We start from the raw sequence: 21,637 nt of genomic DNA on the forward strand, positions 1-21,637 counted from the left end.
AGAAAGATGCCGAAATCAACAAAATCACCAAATTATTGACGCTGCATTTTTGACACTTATCACTGGCAAGATCCTTGCCTGAATAGGGGTCAGCCGCTCGACCGCTTCACCTAACCGACCTTATTTGCACTGCCGTTTGCCTGAAGCTTCCCAGGGAGAGTCACTACATGAGCACCGTCGTCGCCATCGTTAAAAGCATTGTTGGCCAAGTCATCGCAACGTCCGCCGAGGGCGCTCATCGCGTGCTGGTCGAAGGTGACCGACTCTTTGTAGGTGACACGCTGGATACCGGTGCAGGCGGCATGGTGACCCTGGAATTGACCGACGGGCGGACCCTTGATCTCGGTCGCGGCACCCAGTGGAGCAGCGCGGACAGCGCCAGCGAAAGCACCCAAACCGCTGCGCAGAGCCCTGCCGATGCCCACGCCGAAGTGCTGGACGTGCAACGTGCGATCGCCGCCGGTGCCGACCCGACCCAAGACCTTGCCCCTACCGCAGCCGGTCCGGGTGCCGGTGGTGCGGGCGGCGGCGCCGCGGGTGGCAGCCACAGCTTCGTGTTGTTGAGCGAAACCGCAGGCGCGGTGCAGCCGGACATCGGCATCGCCTTCACCGACCCGGCAGGCGGTGATGCGGTCGTTCAGGAACAGGCCTTCAGCACCGATCAGAATCGCGCGCCGACCTTCACCGATGCCGCCGGAAATGATGCAACACCGACAATAAATGTCACTACCGACGAAGACACCGTTTACAACGGCGCCTTCAGCGCCACCGATAACAACGGCGACGCATTGACCTATGCCATCGTTGGCGGCGGCACCAGCCACGGTTCCTTGACGGTCTCCCCGCAGGGCGTGTGGGTCTATACCCCGGCCACTAACTACAACGGCCCGGACAGTTTCCAGGTGGTGGTCACCGACGGCCGTGGCGGCAGCGACACCCTCACCGTGAACATTGGCGTCAACCCGGTGAACGATGCGCCGATTGCCGACCCGGCAGCCGCCAGTGCTACTGAAGACGGCACCATCGTCAGCGGCCAACTGACCGCCAGCGATGTCGACAGCGGCGACACCCAGACCTTCACCCTGCAAACCGGCGTCACCGCGCCAGCCGGCTTTACCCTCAACAGCGACGGCACCTGGTCCATCGACCCGAGCAACGCGGCCTATCAAAGCCTGGGTGCCGGCGAGCAGTTGACCATCAGTGTGCCGTTCACCGTCACCGACAGCGGCGGCCTGAGCAGCAACAACGTGCTAACCCTGACCATCACCGGCGTCAACGACGCGCCCGTGGTCAGCGGCACCGTCGCCGTCACCCAGACCGAAGACGACGCCAGCTTCAGCGTGGACCTGCTGAGCAACGCCAGCGACACCGACAACGGTGACTCACTCAGCGTGACCAACGTTGCCCAGTCCGGCAGTGGCGATGCCTCCGGCGTGACCATCAACGCCGATGGCACCCTGAGTGTGAACCCCAACGCCTACAACTACCTGGCCGTTGGCGAAAGCGTCACCCTCACCTACACCTACAACGTGGTCGACCTGAACGGCGGCAGCACCCCTGCCAGCGCCACCATCACCATTGATGGCGTCAACGATGCGCCCGTGGTCAGCTCGGCCGTCAGCGCCACCTTCAGCGAAGATGCCGCGACGCAGACCATCAACCTGCTGCAGAACGCCACCGACGTCGACCTCAGCGACGCCCTCAGCGTGGCCAACCTGCAAGAAACCAGCGGCGGCAATACCAGCGGTGTAACGCTCAATAGCGACGGCACCCTGAACGTCAACCCGAACGCCTACACCTACCTGGCGGCCGGTCAGACCCTGACCCTGAGTTATACCTACAACGTGATCGACGGTAATGGTGGCGTGACCCCGACCGCCGCCACCCTGACCATCACCGGCCAGAACGATGCGCCGGTGGCCGTCGCCGATGTGAAATCGGGCAACGAAGACAGCGTGATCACCGGCAACGTCATCGACAATGACACCGACGTGGATAGCGGCGCTGTGCTGAGCGTGTCCAAATTCAGCATCTCGGTCGGCCCGCTGACCTTCAGTGCGAACGCCGGTGAAAGCCTGAACGTTGGCGTGGGCAAGCTCGTTATCGGCGCCGACGGCAACTTCACCTTTACCCCGGTTGCCAACTACAACGGCCCGGTGCCGACCGTCACCTACACGCTCACCGACGGTACCGCCACCAGCACCGCCACACTGAACATCACCGTCAACCCGGTTAACGACGCGCCGTTCATTACCGCACCCACCACGGTGCAAGTGACCAACGAAGACACCAGCAAAGTGTTCTCCGTGCTGCGCGGCAACAGCATCGCCACCGGTGATATCGACAGCGCCAGCCTGACCACCAAATTGAGCGTCGAGCACGGCACCCTGACCCTCGGCCCACTGGCCGGCGGCGTGACCGTCGTCGGCAATGGCACCGGCAGCCTGACGCTGGTTGGCAGCTCGGCGGCCATCAGCGCCGCCCTGCAAGGCCTGACCTACAAGCCGACCGCCGACTACAACGGCACCGACCTGCTGAAAGTCAGCAGCAGCGATGGCACCGCGACCAGCAACACCAGCGTGGCCATTCGTGTGGAGCCCGTGGGTGATATCCGCGCCGATGCCGTCAGCGTCAACGAAGACAACAGCATCACCTTCAACCCCGTGACGGGCGCAGGTGGCGGCACCGCCGACACCTTCAGCAACCCGGACCGCGCGATCACCGCCGTCGGCCCGACCCAACATGGCGGTACGGCGACACTCAACCCGGACGGCACTGTCACCTACGCCCCGGCCCCGAACTACAACGGCACCGACACCTTCACCTACACCGTGACCTCCGGCGGCGTGACTGAAACCGCCACCGTTACCGTCACCGTTCGCCCCGTCAACGATGCCGCCGTGCTCGGCTCCGCCGACGTACGCGTCGCCGAAACCGACAGCCCCGTCTCCACCGGCGGCACGCTGACCATCAGCGATATCGACAGCCCGGCCACCTTCACCCCGCAAACCAACGTGGCCGGCACCTACGGCACGTTCAGCATCAACGCGGCTGGGGTGTGGACCTTCACCGCCAACTCGGCCTTCAATGAATTGAGCGCTGGCCAGAGCGTTAGCGACTCTTTCAACGTCACCAGCGCCGATGGCACCCCGACCACCGTCAAGGTCACCATCAACGGCACCAACGATGCTCCGGTTGCCAGCAGCTCGGTAGTGGGCAGCGGCAGCGAAGACCCGGCCGCGCCGATTCAGGTGACCCTGGGCGGCAGCGATGTCGACGGCAGCGTGACCAGCTACTCGATCGAATCCCTGCCGGAGCACGGCACCCTGTACGCCAATGCCGAGGGTACTGGCGCGCTCGCCGTGGGCGCGGTGGTGACCGGCCCGGTGTACTTCGTGCCGACCGCGAACTGGGGTGGCAGCACCACCTTCGACTTCAAAGCCATCGACAACAGCGGCGCCAGCTCGGCTACCAGCAGCGCCACCATCAACGTCACCCCGGTGGCCGATGCGCCAACCCTGACCTTCGGCGGCGCCAGCCAGCTGATTTCCACCGGTTTCGAAGAAACCAGCGTATCCGGCCACAACGGCAATATCGCCGTCGGCACCCTGGGTAACGGCAACTGGCAGACCGGCAACGGCGGCAACGCCGTCGAAATCGGTAGCGAAAGCACCTATATCTCTGGCGGCAGCGGCACCAATCAGGTGATCGAGCTGGAGCGCAACACTGGCGATGCCAGCAACCTGTTCACCACCGTCAGTGCCGATGCCGGCGAGACCTTTGTGGTGCAGTTCCAGTACTCGCCGCGCAGCGGCCAGGAAAGCAACTCGGGCATCGACGTGTTCTGGGGCGGCGTCAAAGTCGGCACCCTGACCGGCACCACTGCCGGCCTGACCACCTACACCTACACCCTGCCCGCCGCTGCGGCTGGCAACTACACCCTGGAATTCCGCGCCACCGACAGCAATTCGCTGGGCGGCCTGCTGGACAACATCAGCGTGTCGTCGCAGCCCAACGTCGGCCTGGAAGACCACGCGATCAAGCTGTCGAGCATCAGCGCGGCAGTTACCGACACCGACGGCTCGGAAAGCATCACCAAAATCACCATCGACGACGCCCCGGCCGGCTCGATCATCAGCGATGGCAACGGCAACAGCGTGACCAGCACCGGCGCGCCGATTGATATCACCAGTTGGAACAAGGGCACCCTGACCCTTACCCCGCCACAGGACTTCAACGGTTCCATCGTCCTGCACGTCAGCGCCACCTCCAGCGAAGCCACGGGCGGCAGCGCCACCACCACCCTGCCGCTGACCGTCACCGTGCTGCCGGACAACGATGCACCGACCACCGCCAATCAGAGCCTGACCACCGCCGAAGAAACCCCGCTGAATGGCGTGGTAACCGGCAGCGACATCGACGGCGACACTCTGGCTTACACCCTGAAGCCAGGCAGCGAGCCGGCTCACGGTTCGGTCATCGTCAACGCGAATGGCACCTTCACCTACACCCCAGGTGCCGACTACAACGGCCCGGACAGCTTCACCGTCACCGTTGCCGATGGCAAAGGCGGTACCGTCGATAGCGTCATCAGCATCGGCGTAACACCAGGTAACGACGCCCCAATCACCAGCAACCAGTCGCTGAGCACAGTGGAAGACACGCCACTGACTGGCACTGTGACCGGCTCCGACAACGATGGCGACAGCCTGACCTACACCCTGAAGCCCGGCAGCGAGCCTGCTAATGGTTCAGTCACGGTCAACACCAACGGCACCTTCACCTACACCCCGGCCGCCAACTACAACGGCCCGGACAGCTTCACCGTTACCGTTTCTGACGGCAAAGGTGGCACCGTTGATAGCGTGATCAGCGTCGGCGTAACGCCGGGCAACGATGCACCAACTACCGCCAACCAAAGTCTCAGCACCGCTGAAGATACCCCGCTGACTGGCGCCGTTACCGGCAACGACATTGATGGCGACAGCCTGACCTACACTCTGGCCACCGGCCCGGCGAACGGCAGCCTGACGCTGAATGCCAACGGCACCTTCACCTACACGCCAAGCGCCAACTACAACGGCAACGACAGCTTCACCGTGAAAGTGGCCGACCCCAGCGGCGCGTTTGTAAACAGCGTGATCAGCATCGGCGTGACCCCAACCAACGACGCACCGACCAGCAGCAACCAGTCGCTGACCACCGCCGAAGACACCCCGTTGACGGGCACCGTTACCGGCAACGACATTGATGGCGACAGCCTGACCTACACCCTGGCCACCGGTCCGGCGAACGGCAGCCTGACGCTCAATGCCAACGGCACTTTCACCTACACGCCGACCGCCAACTACAACGGCAGCGACAGCTTCACCGTGAAAGTGGCCGACCCCAGCGGCGCGTTTGTGAACAGCGTGATCAGCATCGGCGTGACCCCAACCAACTATGCACCGACCAGCAGCAACCAGTCGCTGACCACCGCCGAAGACACTGCCTTGACCGGCACCATCGTCGGCAACGATGTCGATGGCGATGCGCTGACCTACACCCTGGCCACCGGCCCGGCCAACGGCAGCCTGACACTGAATGCCAACGGCACCTTCACCTACACGCCAAGCGCCAACTACAACGGCAGCGATAGCTTCACCGTGAAAGTGGCCGACCCGAGCGGCGCGTTTGTGAACAGCGTGATCAGCATCGGTGTGACCCCAACCAACGACGCGCCGACCAGCAGCAACCAGTCGCTGACCACCGCCGAAGACACTGCCTTGACCGGCACCATCGTCGGCAACGATATCGATGGCGATGCCCTGACCTACACCCTGGCCACCGGCCCGGCCAACGGCAGCCTGACGCTGAATGCCAACGGCACTTTCACCTACACCCCGACTGCCAACTACAACGGCAGCGACAGCTTCACGGTGAAAGTGGCCGACCCGAGCGGCGCGTTTGTGAACAGCGTGATCAGCATCGGCGTAACCCCGGCCAACGACGCACCGACCAGCAGCAACCAGTCGCTGACCACCGCCGAAGACACTGCCTTGACCGGCACCATCGTCGGCAACGACGTCGATGGCGATACCCTGACCTACACCCTGGCCACCGGCCCGGCCAACGGCAGTCTGACGCTGAATGCCAACGGCACTTTCACCTACACCCCGACTGCTAACTACAACGGCAGCGACAGCTTCACGGTGAAAGTGGCCGACCCGAGCGGCGCGTTTGTAAACAGCGTGATCAGCATCGGCGTGACCCCGACCAACGACGCACCGACCAGCAGCAACCAGTCGCTGACTACTGCCGAAGACACTGCTTTGACCGGCACCATCGTCGGCAACGATGTCGATGGCGATACCCTGACCTACACCCTCGGCACCGGCCCGGCCCACGGCAGCCTGACGCTGAACGCCAACGGCACCTTCACCTACACCCCGACTGCCAATTACAACGGCAGCGACACATTCACGGTGAAAGTGGCGGACCCAAGCGGCGCATCGGTCGACAGCGTGATCAACATTGGCGTGACGCCGGTGAACGATGCACCCGTAGCAGTTGCCGACCACTACGTGCTGGGCCTTACCGGCCAGTACTTCGGCTATGCCCAAGGCAGCGGCGCCAACCTGGAAAACATTGCCCAGGTCGAATCCCTGATCAGCGGCAAAACCCCGAACGCGACCTTCATCGCCACCACCCTGAACTACGGTTCGGTGGCCGGCGACCTGGGCGCCGGCACGCATCTGCAGACCTTCCTCGGCAGCGATGCGGCGAGCCTGTCGGCCGACCCAGCCACCACCAGCGACGCGATCATCAAGCTCAGCGGTCAGGTGTCGTTGGATGCCGGCACCTACAGCTTCAAAGTGACCTCTGACGATGGCTTCACCCTGCGCATCGACGGGCAGACCGTGGTCAGCTTCGACGGCAACCGCGCCGCCGCCGAAACCACGGCCAGCTACACCGTTGCCACCAGCGGCGCCCACCAGATTGAAATCATCTACTGGGACCAAGGCAGCGACGCCTCGCTGAAAGTGGAAATCAAAGGTCCAGCCGACAGCGCCTACAGCGTGCTCGGCGCCACCGGCAATACCAGCGCCCTGGTGACCAGCGAAGACCACGCCCTGACCCTCAACGCCAGCACCCTGCTACGCAACGACACCGACGTCGATGGCGACACCCTGAGCGTCACGAGCGTGCAGAACCCGACCCACGGCAGCGTGGCGTTGAACAACAACGGCGTGATCACCTTCACCCCGGACGCCAACTACAACGGCGAAGCGACCTTCCAATACAGCATCAGCGATGGCCATGGCGGCACCAGCAACGCCACCGTGACGCTGTATGTGACGGCGGTGAATGACGCACCGACCACCAGCAACCAGTCGCTGACCACCGCCGAAGACACTGCCTTGACCGGCACCATCGTCGGCAACGATATCGATGGCGATGCCCTGACCTACACCCTGGCCATCGGCCCGGCGCACGGTTCGCTGACCCTCAATGCCAACGGCACTTTCACCTACACCCCGACTGCCAACTACAACGGCGCCGACAGCTTTACGGTGAAAGTGGCTGACCCGAGCGGAGCGTTCGTGAACAGCGTGATCAGCGTCGGCGTCACCCCTGTGAACGATGCACCGACCACCGCCGACCAAACCAAAACCACAGCCGAAGACACTGCCGTGAGCGGCCAGATCGTTGCCAGCGACGTTGATGGCGACACCCTGAGCTATGCCATCCGCAGTGGCACCGCCCACGGCAGCCTGGTGCTCAATACCAGCACTGGCGCCTACACCTATACCCCGACTGGTAACTACAACGGCAGCGACAGCTTCACCATCCGGGTTTCCGACGGTAAAGGCGGCACCGCCGACAGCGTGGTGAACATCAACGTCACCCCGGTCAACGATGCGCCGACCAGCAGCAACCAGTCGCTGACCACCGCCGAAGACACTGCCTTGACCGGCACCATCGTCGGCAACGATATCGATGGCGATGCCCTGACCTACACCCTGGCCACCGGCCCGGCGCACGGTTCGCTGACCCTCAATGCCAACGGCACCTTCACCTACACCCCGACTGCCAACTACAACGGCGCCGACAGCTTTACGGTGAAAGTGGCCGACCCGAGCGGCGCGTTCGTCAACAGCGTGGTCAGCGTCGGCGTCACCCCGGTGAACGATGCACCGACCACCTCGAACTACACCAAGACCACGACCGAAGACACCGCCGTCACCGGTCAGGTGGTTGGCAGCGATGTCGACAACGACACCCTGAGCTACGCGGTGAAAACCGCAGCGGCCCATGGCACCGTGGTCCTCAACACCACCACTGGCGCTTACACCTACACCCCGGCTACCAACTACAACGGCGCCGACAGCTTCACCGTGCAGGTTTCCGACGGTAAAGGCGGCTTGGTCGACAGCCTGGTGAGCATCAACGTCACCCCGGTGAACGATGCCCCGACTACCACCAACCAGTCGCTGACCACCAACGAAGACACCCCGCTGAGCGGCAGCATCGTTGGCAACGACGTGGACGGCGACACCCTGGCCTACAGCCTGACCACCGGCCCGGCCCACGGCACCCTGACCCTCAACGCCAACGGCACCTTCACCTACACCCCGACTGCCAACTACAACGGCAGCGACAGCTTCACGGTGAAAGTGGCCGACCCGAGCGGTGCGTTTGTGAGCAGCGTGATCAGCGTTGGCGTCACCCCGGTGAACGACGCGCCGGTCGCAGTCGCGGACAAATACACCACCGGCCTCACTGGCCAGTACTTCGGTTATGCACAGGGCAGCGGCGACAACCTGGCCACCATCGCCCAAGTGGAATCGCTGATTGCCGGCAAAACGCCGAACGCGACCTTTATTGCCACCACGCTGAACTACGGCAACGGTGTGACCACCGACCTGGGTGCCGGTACCAACCTGCAGACCTTCCTCGGCAACGACAAGGCCAGCCTGTCGACCGACCCGGTCACCACCACGGACGCGATCATCAAGCTCAGCGGCCAGGTCAGCCTGGCGGCCGGTAACTACACCTTCAAGGTGACCTCGGACGACGGTTTCATTCTGCGTATCGACGGTCAGGAGGTGGTCAAGTTCGACGGCAACCGCGGCGCTGCTGCCACCACCGCCAACTACACCATCGCCACTTCCGGCAACCACCAGATCGAGATCATCTACTGGGATCAGGGCGGCAGTGCCACGCTGAAAGTGGAAACCAAGATCGCCGGCAGCAACGACAACACCTACACCGTGCTTGGCGCCAGCGGCAACACCAGCTCGCTGACGACCGCCGAAGACACCGCGCTGACCATCAAGGCCAGCCAACTGCTGGGCAACGACAGCGACATCGACGGCGACACCCTGACCGTGACCAGCGTGCAAAACGCCACACATGGCACGGCGGTGCTGAGCAACGGGGTGGTCACCTTCACCCCGGATGCCAACTACAACGGCGAGGCCACGTTCCAGTACAGCATCAGCGACGGCAAAGGCGGCACCTCCAACGCAACCGTGACCTTGAACGTGGTGGCGGTGAACGACGCACCAACCGTGTCGGCCACACCGGTAGCGCTCACCGCGGCCAACGAAGACAGCAGCGTGACCATTACCTCGGCGCAACTGTTGGCCAACGCCAGTGATGTCGACGGCAACACCCTGACCGTGCTGAACCTGACTGTGCCGGCCAGCCAAGGCGCCTTGGTCGCCAACGACAACGGCACCTGGACCTTCACCCCGGTGAAGGACTGGAACGGCACCGCGACCTTCAGCTACAACGTCAGCGATGGCACCGTCAGCACCCCGGACACCGCCACCCTGGTGATCCAGGCCGTGGTCGATGCCAAGGCTGACACCGCCGTCACCAACGAAGACGCGGCCATCACCCTCAACGTGCTGGGCAACGACACCTTCAGCAACACCGCCACCATCACTGCCATCAACGGCACCGCGATCACCACCAACTCGGTGGCCGTGGACCACGGCAGCGTCAAATTGGTCGGCGGCCAGTTGGTGTTCACTCCGACTGCCGATTACCACGGCCAGTCGAACTTCACTTACACCGCAACCTCGGGCGGTGTAACCGAAACTGCCAATGTTCAGCTGATGATCAACTCGGTCAGCGACGCCACTGCGCCAACCGTTACCGTGACGCCGAAGGGCTACTGGACGTTCGATTCCACCACCAACAGCGGCGCCACCGTCAGCAACGTCAGCACCGGGCAGACCGGCACGCTGGTGGACAGCGTGGCGAAAAGCGGCAACACCGGTAACTCCGACATCCCGAGCCTGAGCACCACCGCGCGCGCGGATGGCGCCGGCAAATACCTGATGCTCAACAGCGGTAGCGATCTGGGCGACCATATCGACGTCAACGCCACGGTAACCGCCGCATTGCTGACCAGCGCCACCCTGACCTTCTGGATCAACACCGCGCAGGCGGGCGGCTCCGACGGCAAGGGCAACTCCTGGAACAACCCGAGCATCATCGGCAGCGAGCAGGTGAGCGGCGGCAACGACATCCAGTGGGGCGCCATCAATAGCAGCGGCCAGATCGGTTTTGGCCTGGGCAACGTCAATGGCGTGTACAGCATCACGGCGATCAACGACAGCCAGTGGCACAACATCGCCATCTCGCGGGATGCCTCAACCGGTCTGGTCAGCGTGTATGTCGACGGCAAGCTGGAAGCTACCGGCAGCCCGACCGACAGCGCCTTCACCGGCACGCTCAACCACCTGTTGGAAATCGGCGTGACCGATGCCTTCAACAACTCGGGCGATGTCACCGACAGCAACTACTTCAAAGGCGCGCTGGATGACCTGCGCATCTACAGCGGTGTGCTGACCAGCGATCAGATCGTGGCCATCAACCATGTGGAAAACGGTTACCAGGCCACTGCAATTGCCAACGCCACCACCAGCACCGAGAACACCCTGAGCCTGAGCGTCACCGACACGGCCAGCAAGCTGACCGTGACCGGCCTGGAAGACGGCATGACCATCAGCGACGGCAATGGCCATACCGCAACCTCCGCTGGCGTCGACACGGTGATCGACCTGAGCACCTGGACCACCAGCAACCTGACCCTGGGCCACACCGGTACCGACTCGGCGACACTGATTTTCACCGGCACCAACACCGCGTCCAACGGTGATACCAGCAGCCTCAATCAGTACCTGACCCTGGCCAACGGCACCTCGGTATTGGCCACCGGCACCAGCGGTGCGGACACCCTGAACGGCTCGTCGGCCTCCGACTTGCTGCGCGGCGGTGACGGCAACGACACCCTCTACGGCCTGGCAGGCCACGACCGCCTGGAAGGCGGGGCTGGTAACGACACCCTGTACGGTGGCGCCGGCAACGATGTGCTGCTGGGCGGCGATGGCAACGACATCCTGTTCGGCGGTAGCGGCAACAACATCCTGACTGGCGGCATCGGTGCAGACACCTTCACCTGGGCTGCGGGCGATGTCGGCAAGTCGACCATCACCGACTTCAACGCCGTCGAGGGTGATCGCATCAACCTCAACGACCTGCTGCCGGATATCACCGACGCCAACGTGCTCAGCTACCTGAAAGTGGACACCGCGACCTCGACTATCCAGGTCAGCACCAGTGGCCACATTGACCAGGGTTCGGACGTCAGCATCACCCTGCAAGGGGTTGACCTGACCACCTACGGCTCGTCGTCGGCGGACATCGTCAAGTCGCTGATTGCCGGTAGCGATCCGGTGGTGAAAACCGACCACCATTGATTTAGGGCGGGACTAAACGGCGCGTCTCCAGCAGTTCGGAGTTCGCGCCGTTTTTTTATCGGGAAAAAGCTGCCTGGCAAGAATGCGTTGCAGGCGCTACACACAACTGGCAGGGTTTGCGTTTGCCCGCCAGTCACGTGAATTTCAACCATAAGAGAGAGGGTTTGCTGATGCTGTATATCCAGCGCAACGAGTTCGGCGAACTGACGCGCGTAGAAGCAGGACCCTTCGACGGGTCCACCGGCACCCTGCCGGCCGACGACCACGACGTGCAAGCCTGGTACGCCAACCACACCGTCGAGAGCAACCTGCTGCAACTCAAGCAGAGCGACCTGGAAATGATCCGGGTAATCGACGACCTGATTTCCATCCTGATGAATAAAGGCGTACTGCGCATCACCGACCTGCCACCCGCGGCGCAGGGCAAACTGCTCAGCCGGACCCAGTCCCGGGAAGCCTTGGGCGGGCTGCACAAGTTGATTAACGATGATGATGCCGGGGTGATTTGAAGCCCAGCACAAATCCTGTAGGAGCGGCTTCAGCCGCGATCCCTGCAAACGCAAAAATCCGGCCGCTTAACAACGATCAAAAGCATCGCGGCTAAAGCCGCTCCTACGAGGTTCTGCGGTCTTGTGGGAGGGGCTTCAGCCGCAAGTTCTTTTTGCGGCAGGAGCACCTGCACAAATGCCGTCAGCCATACCGGCCAATCGCGGCTGAAGCCGCTCCTACTCGGGTTGGCGAAACCACCGCGTGCAACGCCCGAATCGCCAGGTGCAAAGCCCCTGCTTTCATGCTCAGATGGCCGACCGCCGAACCATGAGTTGTCTTGATGCCCGCCCCTACCCAACGCCCGCTGTGGCAGGTGTACCTGCTGTTTCTGCTGCCGATGGTGCTGTCCAATTTCCTCCAGGGGCTGTCGGGCACCCTCAATAGCATTTACATCGGGCAGATGCTGGGCACCCAGGCGTTGGCGGCGGTGTCGGGGATGTTTCCCATCGTGTTCTTTTTCATTGCCCTGGTGATCGGCCTGGGCGCTGGCGCCTCGGTGCTGATCGGCCAGGCCTGGGGCGCGCGGGAGCCCCATCTGGTCAAGGCGATTGCCGGTACGACCCTGACCCTTGGCGCCCTGATCGGCTTGCTGGCGGCAGTGGTCGGCACGGTGTTCGCCCGCCAGGCCATGGTGGCGTTGGGCACGCCGGCCGATGTGCTGGAGGATGCCACCGCCTATATGCAGGTGATGATGCTGATCATGCCGCTGCTGCTGGTGTTCGTGCTGTTCACCCAATTGCTGCGCGGCGTCAGCGATACCCTGTCGCCGCTGTTGGCGCTGATTCTCTCCACCGTCGCCGGCCTGCTGCTGACTCCGGCCTTGATCAAAGGCTGGCTGGGCTTGCCGCCGATGGGCATTCAGAGCGCGGCCTATGCAGGCCTATTCAGCAACCTGCTGGCGATGCTGCTGCTCACCGTGCGCTTACGCTACAAAAACCATGTGCTGGCCCCCGACCGCGAACTGCTGCGAGCCCTGCGGGTGAATCGCGAAATTGTCGGCAAGGTGCTGCGCATCGGCCTGCCAACCGGGCTGCAGATGGTGGTGATCTCGCTGTCGGAGCTGGTGATTCTGGCGCTGGTCAACCAGCACGGCTCGCAGGCCACAGCCGCCTATGGCGCGGTGACTCAAATCGCCAACTACGTGCAGTTCCCTGCCCTCTCCATTGCCATCACCGCCTCCATCCTCGGCGCCCAGGCGATTGGCGCCGGCCAGGTGGACCGCATCGGCGCCATTCTGCGCACCGGGCTGTGGATCAACACCTGCCTGACCGGCACCCTGGTGCTGCTCGGCTACGGCCTGTCGCACTGGCTACTGGGCCTGTTCATCACCGACCCGGCCACCCGCGCCCAGGCCGAACACCTGCTGCACATCATGCTCTGGAGCATCCTCATATTCGGCTACCAGGCCGCCGTGGGCGGCATCATGCGCGCCAGTGGCGTGGTACTGATGCCGGTGGTGATTTCGATCTTCTGCATCCTCGGCGTGCAGACGCCAGGCGCCTATCTGCTGGACGCGCACTTTGGTCTCGAGGGAGTGTGGATGGCGTTTCCGCTGGCCTACGTGACCATGTTGGTGTTGCAGGTGCTGTACTACCGGCTGGTGTGGCGGCATCGGCAGATTACGCGGTTGGTGTGATGGCTGCAGTGTGGCCAGCATTGCGCAAACCAGGCGCACGTATCCCCGGCATCATCCGCTTCACCTGGTCTTAAGTTTCCTGAGATATCTCTGGTTTTGCGCCATCGGGCGCTGAGAGGAGCACCGAATCCCTGCTCCTTCTGGCTTTACACCTTAATCACAATAATCAAATACTGAGAAAATGCCTGGAGGACGATTTTCTTTTTTCTTCCTTTAACAGTCCCCACTCTTCATTAGTGCAGACGCTGCCGCTGTAGGCTTTGTAGCATTTAGATCTCTCTCAACAAATCCTCAATGATTATTAAAATTGACCGACCCATCCTGAAATAAAAATCTCATCTTATAGTCTATAATTCGTTTATCTTTATATGCAGAATCCAACTCAATATCTCTTTCCCTCCAAAACTCAATTGGCTTGAAAAAATTCAACCGCTTATCTTCTTTTAAAGAGCCTATAACATAGTCATAAAGTGAATAAATGTTAGAAAATATAATATCCACATCCTTGATGTTTTTTGATTCAGATGAAAACCCTATAAAATTATCACCTTGATTATCTTTTAAATTTTCCAAATAGCCAATCAGTGACACACCATCTGTCATAAATGAATAAAAGTCACACAACACCTCATTAGAATTATCCTGATTAACAATCCACTCGTTACAAAAATCGTCAAATGAAAACTTTTTCTTATTAAAAAAGTTATTATAAGGCACTATGTAGTACGTAGATAAATCCAAACCATTGGAATACCTATAAAGCTGCTCCAGCCAACCATGTTTTAATGGGGCATCAGACATCCAAAACATACGCTCTAAAAACCTCCCATACACTTTTACTTGATCGTCTATTTGATACATCTTTATATGTAAATTATCATCAGACAACACACGAATGTTATTTATAAAATCTTCTGTTTTCATTTAATGAACTCTTTTATTAATCATAGGTTTCGAAGAAAAACCCATGCTAGTTGTGTTTGAAATGTACAAGCCAGGCAGCGCAAGGTTTATCCGCAGATTCCACTACACCACCGAATTCGATATCAACAACGGCAACATCATCCACAACCAGTAGCCCTGGCGTTCGACCAACGGCTTCAGTGCAATTGCGCCACCCGCTGCACCAACATGCCTTTGGTCTCAGCCAACCAGGCTAGCTGCTGCGCCGCGCTTAACTGCGCGGTAAGGCAGTAACGCCGCCCGCCCCATACGCTGGTCAGCCAGGCGTCGACGGTCTCCCCCGCTGGCTGGCGCGGCAGGTCGTGGCAGGCGGCGAATACTTCACGCCATTTGCCGGCCAGTTCTTCGTAGGCGCGTTGTTGGTGTTTACGTTCGGCGATCTTGTATTCGAGTTCGATCAGGTCGTAGCCGAACATCGAGCGGTCGGGCTCAGGTGGGTTGCAGCAGACTTCCAGCAGGCGTTCGACGCGTTCCTGCCAGCTCAGCCCAGTGGGCTGCACGACCTCGCTGTCCAGGCGTGCCAGCAGGCATTCGATGCCGTAGCGCACGTAGCCCGAGAGCAGCGCTTCCTTGCTGGGGAAGTAGTCGTAGAGGGTGCCGATGGCGACGCCGGCTTCCAGGGCCACGGCGCGGGTGGTCAGGGTGCTCCAGCCCTGGCGCAGCCAAATCCGAACAAAGGCCTCGAAGATGGCCTCCACGGTGAAGATCGCGCGGGCCTGGCTGGGACGTTTGAGTGGCTTGCTACGCGGCTTTGCCGGGCTGGCTGGCGGCGTGTTGGCGTTTCCGAACCCGCGCTTCATGGTTAGCTCGTACTCTGTGGCGACACGCTACTCCCCACAAAAACCAGGAGCCCGTCATGTCAGGTCGCAGCAACGTAACACGCCTTCTTACCGAAAAAAACGCACTGGATCAGAGCCATATCGAGCAGCACGAGGAAGACCTCGGCGCCGGCCCCGGCGAGATCGTGGTCAAGCTCGAACGCCTGTCGCTGACCACCAACAACATCACCTACGCCGCTTTTGGCGACTCGATGAACTACTGGGATTTCTTTCCCACCGGCGACGCCGGCCTGGGCCATGTGCCGGTGTGGGGTTTTGCCGATGTGGTGGCCTCGGATGTGGAAGGCGTGGCCGTCGGCGAACGTTTTTATGGCTACTTCCCGATAGCCAGTTACCTGCGCATGAAGCCGGAGCGCGTTACCGACCGTGGCTTTTACGACGGTGCCGAACACCGCCGCAACCTGACTTCGGCCTATAACCAGTACACCCGCTGCAGTTGGGACCCGTATTACAGCCCGGCCACGGAGAACCTGCAGATTCTGCTCAAGCCGTTGTTTCTGACTTCAGCGATGCTGGCGGACTTTCTCCAGGACAACGACTTTTTCGGCGCCGCCCGTTTGGTGTTTTCCAGCGCGTCGAGCAAGACCGCGTTTGCCACGGCGGTATGCCTGGATGGCGCCGGTGTAGAACGAGTGGCGCTAACCTCGCGCAGCAACACCGCATTTGTCGCCGGCTTAGGTTGCTACGAGCAGAGCCTGGCCTATGACGACCTGAACCAACTGAGCACGGATCAGCCCACCCTGTACGTAGACTTCTCCAGCGACCTGGCGCTGCGCGACCGGGTCCACCAGCACTTCGGCAGCCAACTGGTGTACAGCTGCTGCGCGGGCTCGGCGCAGAACACTGATCCGGCGCAGCTCACCGCCATCACCGGACCGCAGCCGCAGCTGTTCTTCGCGCCCATTCAACTGCGCAAGCGCAATGCCGATTGGGGGCCGGTGAAAGTGTCCGAGCATATTGGCGAGGGGCTGGTGCGCTTTTATGACCAGGTCACACCGCTGTTGGAGGTAAAGGTGAACCAGGGGTTTGCGGCGGCGCAGGGGCTGATCAGCCAGCTGTACCACGGCCAGGTGTCGCCCAAAGAGGGACATATCGTGGAGTTGTGACCGCTGCGGTTTTGACGCTCTGGCGATAGTGGCCGTTACTCGGTCAAGGGTTTCGGGGCTAGAGCCAGGCAAGGCGAAAGTCGGCTTTACAGCGCAGCGTACTTAAGTACGTGAGCATTTAAAGTCGGCTTTCAACGCCGCATGGCCGACGACCCGGAAGCCGAAATAATCGACAAATAAAAAGCCCCGCACTTGGCGGGGCTCTTTATTAGTCGACGAACCGTGTGGCTAACCAGAACAGGCTGGCAGCCAGGCCCATCGAGATAGGCAGCGTCAGCAACCAGGCCAACAGGATATTGCGCACGGTGCCGCCCTGCAGGCCACTTTTGTTGGCGACCATGGTGCCGGCCACGCCGGAGGACAGCACGTGGGTGGTGGACACCGGCAGGCTGAACACGTTGGCCAGGCCGATGGCGCAGGCGGCGGTGATCTGGGCCGACATGCCCTGGGCGTAGGTCATGCCCTGCTTGCCGATCTTCTCGCCGATGGTCAGTACCACGCGTTTCCAGCCGACCATGGTGCCGATACCCAGCGCCAGGGCCACGGCCAGAATCACCCAGAACGGTGAGTATTCGGTGGTGGCGGTGAGGTCTTTGCGCAGCTTGTCGAGGTCGGCTTTTTCACGGGAAGCCAGGCCATCGAGCTTGCCGACTTTCTTCGCGGTGTCATCCAGGCACAGCAGGTAACGACGCACCTGGATGCGGGTGTCTGGTGCCAGGCTGTGGTAGTCGGTCACGCCCTTGAGGTCGCTCAACAGGCCGGCGATGGTGGCTTCGGTCTGCTGCGGGTTGCAGCGGAACAGCTCAGGCATCTCGGCGGTGTTGGCTTTACCCAGGGCCAGAAACTCGCCGAGGCTGTCGCGGTTGCGGTCGTAGAACTGGCTCAGGTGAATGGTCGCATCACGGGTGCGTTCGATCTGGTAGGTGGTGCTGTTCAGGTCGAGCACGAACTGCGCCGGCACAATACCGATGAGCACCAGCATGATCAGGCCGATGCCCTTCTGGCCATCGTTGGAGCCGTGCACGAAGCTCACGCCCATGGCCGACAACACCAGCACCAGGCGATTCCAGAACGGTGGGTGTTTCTTGTCGTCGATCTTGCGGCGCTGTTCCGGAGTCTTGTGCATCTTCGACAGCGGGCGCCACCATTTCAGACCGAGCAGCACCAGGGCCGCAACGACAAAACCGGCAATTGGCGAGGCGATCAGCGACATGCCGATGTCGATCGCTTTCTGCCAGTTGACGCCATCGGCCAGCGGAATGTCGCTGATCAGGGCGTTGGCCAGGCCGACACCGAGGATCGAACCGATCAGGGTGTGCGAGCTGGAGGCCGGGATACCGAAGTACCAGGTGCCCAGGTTCCAGGTAATAGCTGCCGCCAACAACGAGAACACCATGGCCAGACCGTGGCCGGTGTTGACGTTGATCAGCAGCTCGACCGGCAGCAAATGCACGATGGCATAGGCCACGCCGACACCACCGAGCAATACACCGAGGAAGTTGAAAACACCGGAGAGCATCACCGCCAGGTGTGGCGGCATGGCTTTGGTATAGATCACGGTCGCCACCGCGTTAGCGGTGTCATGGAAGCCGTTGATGAACTCGAAGAACAGGACGAACGCCAGGGCCAGGATCAGGCTGACAAGCACCCAGGGTTCCAGCCCGCTGAAAAGATCGAACATGTGGTTTTCTGTTCAGGTCGAAAGGGGGCGCGATTATGCCAGATAACCGCAGCGTGAAAATCTCAAAACTGCTGGCTGGTAACGCTAGCAGAGAAAATCCGTCACGCCACGGTCACAAAGCCCACAGCCCGCGCGGGCTGTGGCCTGGTGCGGCAAATTGTTACTGGGAGGCGACGGGCTTGTTTCGCGGACGGAGCATCCACGCCAGGGCAATCATGCTCACAGCAAGACCGGTGAGCACGATAAACGGCACCTGGTAACTGCCGGTGAGGTCGCGCACCAGGCCGGTCAGAATCGGCGTGAAGCTGCTGATGCTGTAGCCGGCGCAGAGCATCATGGCGGTCCAGCGGCTGACTGCCAGCGGCGTGTTCACTTCATACATCGGCAGCACCAGCGACAGCGCGAACGAACCGCTGAGGGCCAGGCCCAGCAGCAGCGCCCAGAGCTGCGGCAGCACCTGCGGCATAAACGAGATCATGCCCAGGCACAGGCTCGAAATGATGGCGCACATCAGCAGCAGCTGGGCGCGGTTGTCGTAACGCTGGGCCAGCCAAGGCAGCACGAAGGCGCTCGGCAGGCCGATCATCATGAACGAGCTGAACAGGGTGTTGCTCTGCGACGGGTCGAAGCCCACTTCGTGGTAGCGGGCAGTGAGCCAGGTGGTCAGCGTATAGAACAGCCCGGCCTGAATGGCGAAGAAACCGGTAATCACCCAAGCCCGCGGTTCACGCCAAGGCAAACCACCGCCGCTGCCCACTTCGGCAGGGTCTTCGTGTATGTTCGGCACGAACAGCCACAACAGTACCGCCAGCAACGCCGGCACCGCCCAGATCGCCAGGCCCCAGTGCCAGCGCTCGCCAAGCAGGCCGGTCAACGGCCCGGTCAACACCGCGCCGCCGGCGCCGCCGATGGTCATGCTCAGGGAGTACCAGGCCACCACGCGGCCGACCTTGCCGACAAAATGGCGTTTGATAAAGCCCGACAGCAGCGGCCCGGCGACCGCGATCCCAGCGCCGACAAACACTGCGCTGCCAATCAGCACCACGCTGTTATGGCTGGCCAGGCGCACCACCAACGCGCCAGCAATCAACGCCATACAACCGGTGATGGTGCGCTCCAGGCCAAAGCGTACCGCCAGACGCGGCGCCATCGGCGCCAGCAGGCCCATGCACAGCACCGGCAAGGCGGTGGTCAGCGCTATCAGGCCGCGGCTCAGATTGAGTTCATTGGCGATCTGTTCGATCAGGGGAGCGAGGGAGGTGATGCCAGGGCGCAAATTGATAGCGGCCAGCACCAGGGCGACAAACAGCAAGCCCCGAGAGATGGGTTTCACGAGAGTAGTCACGTAGCGACGACCAGGCAGGCCGGGCCAGCAACCCTACTATCCAACGGCGGTGGCAAACAAGCCTGGCCGGCAAATTAATTGACCAGCCAGACAAGTTTTTAGCCCAGGCTTATTTACCCTTGGCGCGCATCTTCTCGGCCATCACGGCCATTTCGTTGTACAGCGCCTCGGGGTTCTTCTGCTTCAGTGCCCAGGCCATACGGCCTTGCTCGTGGGGCAGAATCATGAACTCGTTGTTGGCCACCGAGGTATAGATGTAGTCGGCGATATCGGCGGCGCTGATCGGGCTGCTTTCCAGCAATTTGCCGACCTGGGCTTTCATGGTCGGGGTCGGGCCGCGGAAGGAGTCCATCAGGTTGGTCTGGAAGAACGATGGGCAGACCACGTGGACGCCGATCTCTTGTTGCTTGAGTTCGGCCAACAGGCTTTCCGAGAGGGCTACCACGCCGGCTTTGGCGACGTTGTAGTTGCTCATCGCCGGGCCTTGCATCAGGGCGGCCATGGAGGCGATGTTGATGATCTTGCCTTTGCTGCGTTCCAGCAGCGGCAGGAAGGCCTTGCAGCCTTTGACCACGCCCATCAGGTTGATGGAGATCTGCCAGTCCCAGTCTTCCAGCGACAGGTCGCTGAAGAACCCGCCCGAGGCGACACCGGCGTTGTTGACGATCACGTCGACGCCGCCGAACTTGGTTTCGCAGGCCTGCGCCAGGGCAGTCAGCTGGCTGTAGTCGCGCACGTCGCAACGGAGGGTGAAGCCGTCGCCGCCGGCTTCGCGGACCAGTTTCAGGGTTTCCGCCAGGCCCGGCTCGCTGACATCGGACAGCGCCAATTGCCAGCCTTCGCGCGCCCAACGCAACGCGATTTCGCGGCCCAAGCCAGAACCCGCGCCGGTGATCATGATGCGATTTTGCATAGTGAGGCTGCCTTTTCTTATAGGTGTCAGGGGTGGTGAGTGATCCCAGTGTAGCGAAGGCTTTCGCCCGGCCCACGCACCATTAGGCTGCTGAATGAGCCAAGCAAACCAGGCTCATGCCTGGCCCTTTGCAGACCGCAGGGCAGCCCGAATCACATACAGATAAACCGCCACATTGAGCACCAACACCACCGCACCAAAGCCCAGCTGCATCTCGGCGGTAAGCCCACGCGGATAGATCAGTGGGATCAGGTAATACTCGATAAAACCGCCCTCATACCCCTGCTGGCCGGCGGCCTGACGCAGGTGGTTTTCCAACGGCGTGAGCGGGCAATACAGGTGCAGGAATTCCACCGCCATCCCCCAGGCCACGGCCGGCAGATGCAAGGCCACTAGCCAGCGCCAACGCAACACCAGCAGGCCTCCGAACAGCACAAACAGAATGAACAGCAGGTGCACCAGCACCACCGTGTCGGCCCCCAAACGAAACCACATGACCCCTCCTCCTCCTCGTGTTGCACAAATAACCTGAATTATTGGAAAGCCGGCCCAGTCGTAATAAATAGACGAGGCAAGCGCAGCGGTTATGCCGCCTCTGAAGGAAGTTGCACTTTATGGTCTAGAACAAGGAATCCAAACCATGGGCCTCAGCACAATTCTGATCGTCGTACTTATTCTCCTCCTGGTCGGCGGCCTGCCGCTGTACCCGCACTCCAGAAGCTGGGGCTACGGCCCGTCGGGCATTCTGGGCACCATTCTGATCATCGTGATCATTCTGGCGCTGCTTGGCAGGATCTAGTTCCTCGCTGGCAATAAAAAGCCCCGCACAAAGCGGGGTTTTTTATTGCC

11 protein-coding genes are annotated in these 21,637 nt (G+C 61.4%); 5 read left to right on the forward strand and 6 right to left on the reverse strand.

The features are described from left to right. Positions 1-167: 167 nt before the first annotated feature. From C8K61_RS07045 to C8K61_RS07055, 3 genes are all read left to right on the forward strand, one after another. Positions 168-11,756, forward strand: coding sequence for a retention module-containing protein (locus C8K61_RS07045; RefSeq protein WP_108095500.1), 11,589 nt, complete (start codon positions 168-170; stop codon positions 11,754-11,756). A 170-nt stretch (positions 11,757-11,926) separates the two neighbouring features. Continuing rightward, positions 11,927-12,265 (forward strand): tryptophan synthase subunit beta, encoded by a 339-nt coding sequence (locus C8K61_RS07050; protein WP_108095827.1) that lies wholly within the window; start codon positions 11,927-11,929, stop codon positions 12,263-12,265. A gap of 320 nt (positions 12,266-12,585) precedes the next feature. Next, positions 12,586-13,941: an MATE family efflux transporter gene (locus C8K61_RS07055; RefSeq protein ID WP_108095501.1), complete on the forward strand. Its 1,356-nt coding sequence runs from the start codon at positions 12,586-12,588 to the stop codon at positions 13,939-13,941. A gap of 291 nt (positions 13,942-14,232) precedes the next feature. Here C8K61_RS07055 and C8K61_RS07060 read toward each other — a convergent pair whose 3' ends face one another. Together C8K61_RS07060 and C8K61_RS07065 are read right to left on the reverse strand one after the other, a co-directional pair. Then, positions 14,233-14,865, reverse strand: coding sequence for a hypothetical protein (locus C8K61_RS07060; protein ID WP_108095502.1), 633 nt, complete (start codon positions 14,863-14,865; stop codon positions 14,233-14,235). A 176-nt stretch (positions 14,866-15,041) separates the two neighbouring features. Then, complete coding sequence (locus C8K61_RS07065; protein WP_108095503.1) at positions 15,042-15,704, reverse strand: TetR/AcrR family transcriptional regulator; 663 nt, start codon at positions 15,702-15,704, stop codon at positions 15,042-15,044. A gap of 56 nt (positions 15,705-15,760) precedes the next feature. Here C8K61_RS07065 and C8K61_RS07070 point away from each other — a divergent pair, with 56 nt between their 5' ends. Continuing rightward, positions 15,761-16,849, forward strand: a complete 1,089-nt coding sequence (locus tag C8K61_RS07070; protein ID WP_108095504.1) for a DUF2855 family protein — start codon at positions 15,761-15,763, stop codon at positions 16,847-16,849. 208 nt (positions 16,850-17,057) lie between these two features. On the opposite strand, the gene C8K61_RS07075 is transcribed toward C8K61_RS07070, so the two are convergent. From C8K61_RS07075 to C8K61_RS07090, 4 genes are all read right to left on the reverse strand, one after another. Continuing rightward, complete coding sequence (locus C8K61_RS07075; RefSeq protein WP_108095505.1) at positions 17,058-18,530, reverse strand: inorganic phosphate transporter; 1,473 nt, start codon at positions 18,528-18,530, stop codon at positions 17,058-17,060. A 160-nt stretch (positions 18,531-18,690) separates the two neighbouring features. Beyond that, the gene (locus tag C8K61_RS07080; protein WP_108095506.1) at positions 18,691-19,863 is read right to left on the reverse strand and encodes a CynX/NimT family MFS transporter; all 1,173 of its coding nucleotides are present in this window, start codon (positions 19,861-19,863) and stop codon (positions 18,691-18,693) included. 121 nt (positions 19,864-19,984) lie between these two features. Then, entirely contained in the window at positions 19,985-20,788 is an 804-nt protein-coding gene (locus tag C8K61_RS07085; RefSeq protein WP_108095507.1) for an SDR family oxidoreductase, read from the reverse strand. Between the two features lie 114 nt (positions 20,789-20,902). Then, positions 20,903-21,283 (reverse strand): DUF2784 domain-containing protein, encoded by a 381-nt coding sequence (locus C8K61_RS07090; RefSeq protein ID WP_108095508.1) that lies wholly within the window; start codon positions 21,281-21,283, stop codon positions 20,903-20,905. Between the two features lie 145 nt (positions 21,284-21,428). Between C8K61_RS07090 and C8K61_RS07095 the strand changes: the two genes are divergently transcribed. Next, positions 21,429-21,587, forward strand: a complete 159-nt coding sequence (locus tag C8K61_RS07095; RefSeq protein ID WP_108095509.1) for a DUF3309 family protein — start codon at positions 21,429-21,431, stop codon at positions 21,585-21,587. Positions 21,588-21,637: the final 50 nt, after the last annotated feature.

This window comes from Pseudomonas sp. GV071 (assembly GCF_003050835.1).
Lineage (GTDB): Bacteria > Pseudomonadota > Gammaproteobacteria > Pseudomonadales > Pseudomonadaceae > Aquipseudomonas.

Coding starts and splice junctions, on each gene's coding strand:
- C8K61_RS07045 (WP_108095500.1), top strand. CDS start 168: ATGAGCACCGTCGTCGCCATCGTTAAAAGCATTGTTGGCCAAGTCATC.
- C8K61_RS07050 (WP_108095827.1), top strand. CDS start 11,927: ATGCTGTATATCCAGCGCAACGAGTTCGGCGAACTGACGCGCGTAGAA.
- C8K61_RS07055 (WP_108095501.1), top strand. CDS start 12,586: ATGCCCGCCCCTACCCAACGCCCGCTGTGGCAGGTGTACCTGCTGTTT.
- C8K61_RS07060 (WP_108095502.1), bottom strand. CDS start 14,865: ATGAAAACAGAAGATTTTATAAATAACATTCGTGTGTTGTCTGATGAT.
- C8K61_RS07065 (WP_108095503.1), bottom strand. CDS start 15,704: ATGAAGCGCGGGTTCGGAAACGCCAACACGCCGCCAGCCAGCCCGGCA.
- C8K61_RS07070 (WP_108095504.1), top strand. CDS start 15,761: ATGTCAGGTCGCAGCAACGTAACACGCCTTCTTACCGAAAAAAACGCA.
- C8K61_RS07075 (WP_108095505.1), bottom strand. CDS start 18,530: ATGTTCGATCTTTTCAGCGGGCTGGAACCCTGGGTGCTTGTCAGCCTG.
- C8K61_RS07085 (WP_108095507.1), bottom strand. CDS start 20,788: ATGCAAAATCGCATCATGATCACCGGCGCGGGTTCTGGCTTGGGCCGC.
- C8K61_RS07090 (WP_108095508.1), bottom strand. CDS start 21,283: ATGTGGTTTCGTTTGGGGGCCGACACGGTGGTGCTGGTGCACCTGCTG.
- C8K61_RS07095 (WP_108095509.1), top strand. CDS start 21,429: ATGGGCCTCAGCACAATTCTGATCGTCGTACTTATTCTCCTCCTGGTC.